1 pseudogene is annotated in these 446 nt (G+C 75.1%); it reads left to right on the top strand.

Annotated elements, in window-relative coordinates:
• Nucleotides 1-446: pseudogene (locus ACOV8S_RS09280) on the top strand (MFS transporter); the annotation flags it as partial.

Here is a 446-nt window from a genome sequence, read left to right as displayed (position 1 = left end):
ATCCCGCGCTGCGGACCGTGGGCCTCGCGTCGGCGGCCTTCCAGTTCTTCCTGGCCGCCTCGATGACGGTGTACCTGGTCCTCCTGCCCCGTGAGCTGCACCTGTCCGGCGCGGCCGTCGGGCTGGCGCTCGCGGCGACGGGGCCCGGCGCGCTCGTCGGTTCGCTGCTGGCCGCCCGTCTGCCGGGCCGGTTCGGCCACGGGACGGTGCTGGTCTGCGGGGCGCTGGTCGGCGACGGCGTGATGCTCTGCGTGCCCGCGCTGCACGGCCCGACCCCGCTGGTGGTCGCCGCTCTCGTGGCGGTCAACTTCCTGTTCGGCGCGGGCGGCCAACTGGTCAACGTCACGGTGATGGCGGTCAGGCAGGCGCTCACCCCGGACGGGATGCAGGGGCGGGTGGCCGCGACGATCACCTTCGCCGGGATGGGGACCGCTCCGCTCGGGTCC

The sequence above is a fragment of the Streptomyces sp. CO7 genome (assembly GCF_053474865.1).
Note: the sequence above shows the minus strand (reverse complement) of the source record. Positions and strands in the feature narration are given on the sequence as shown.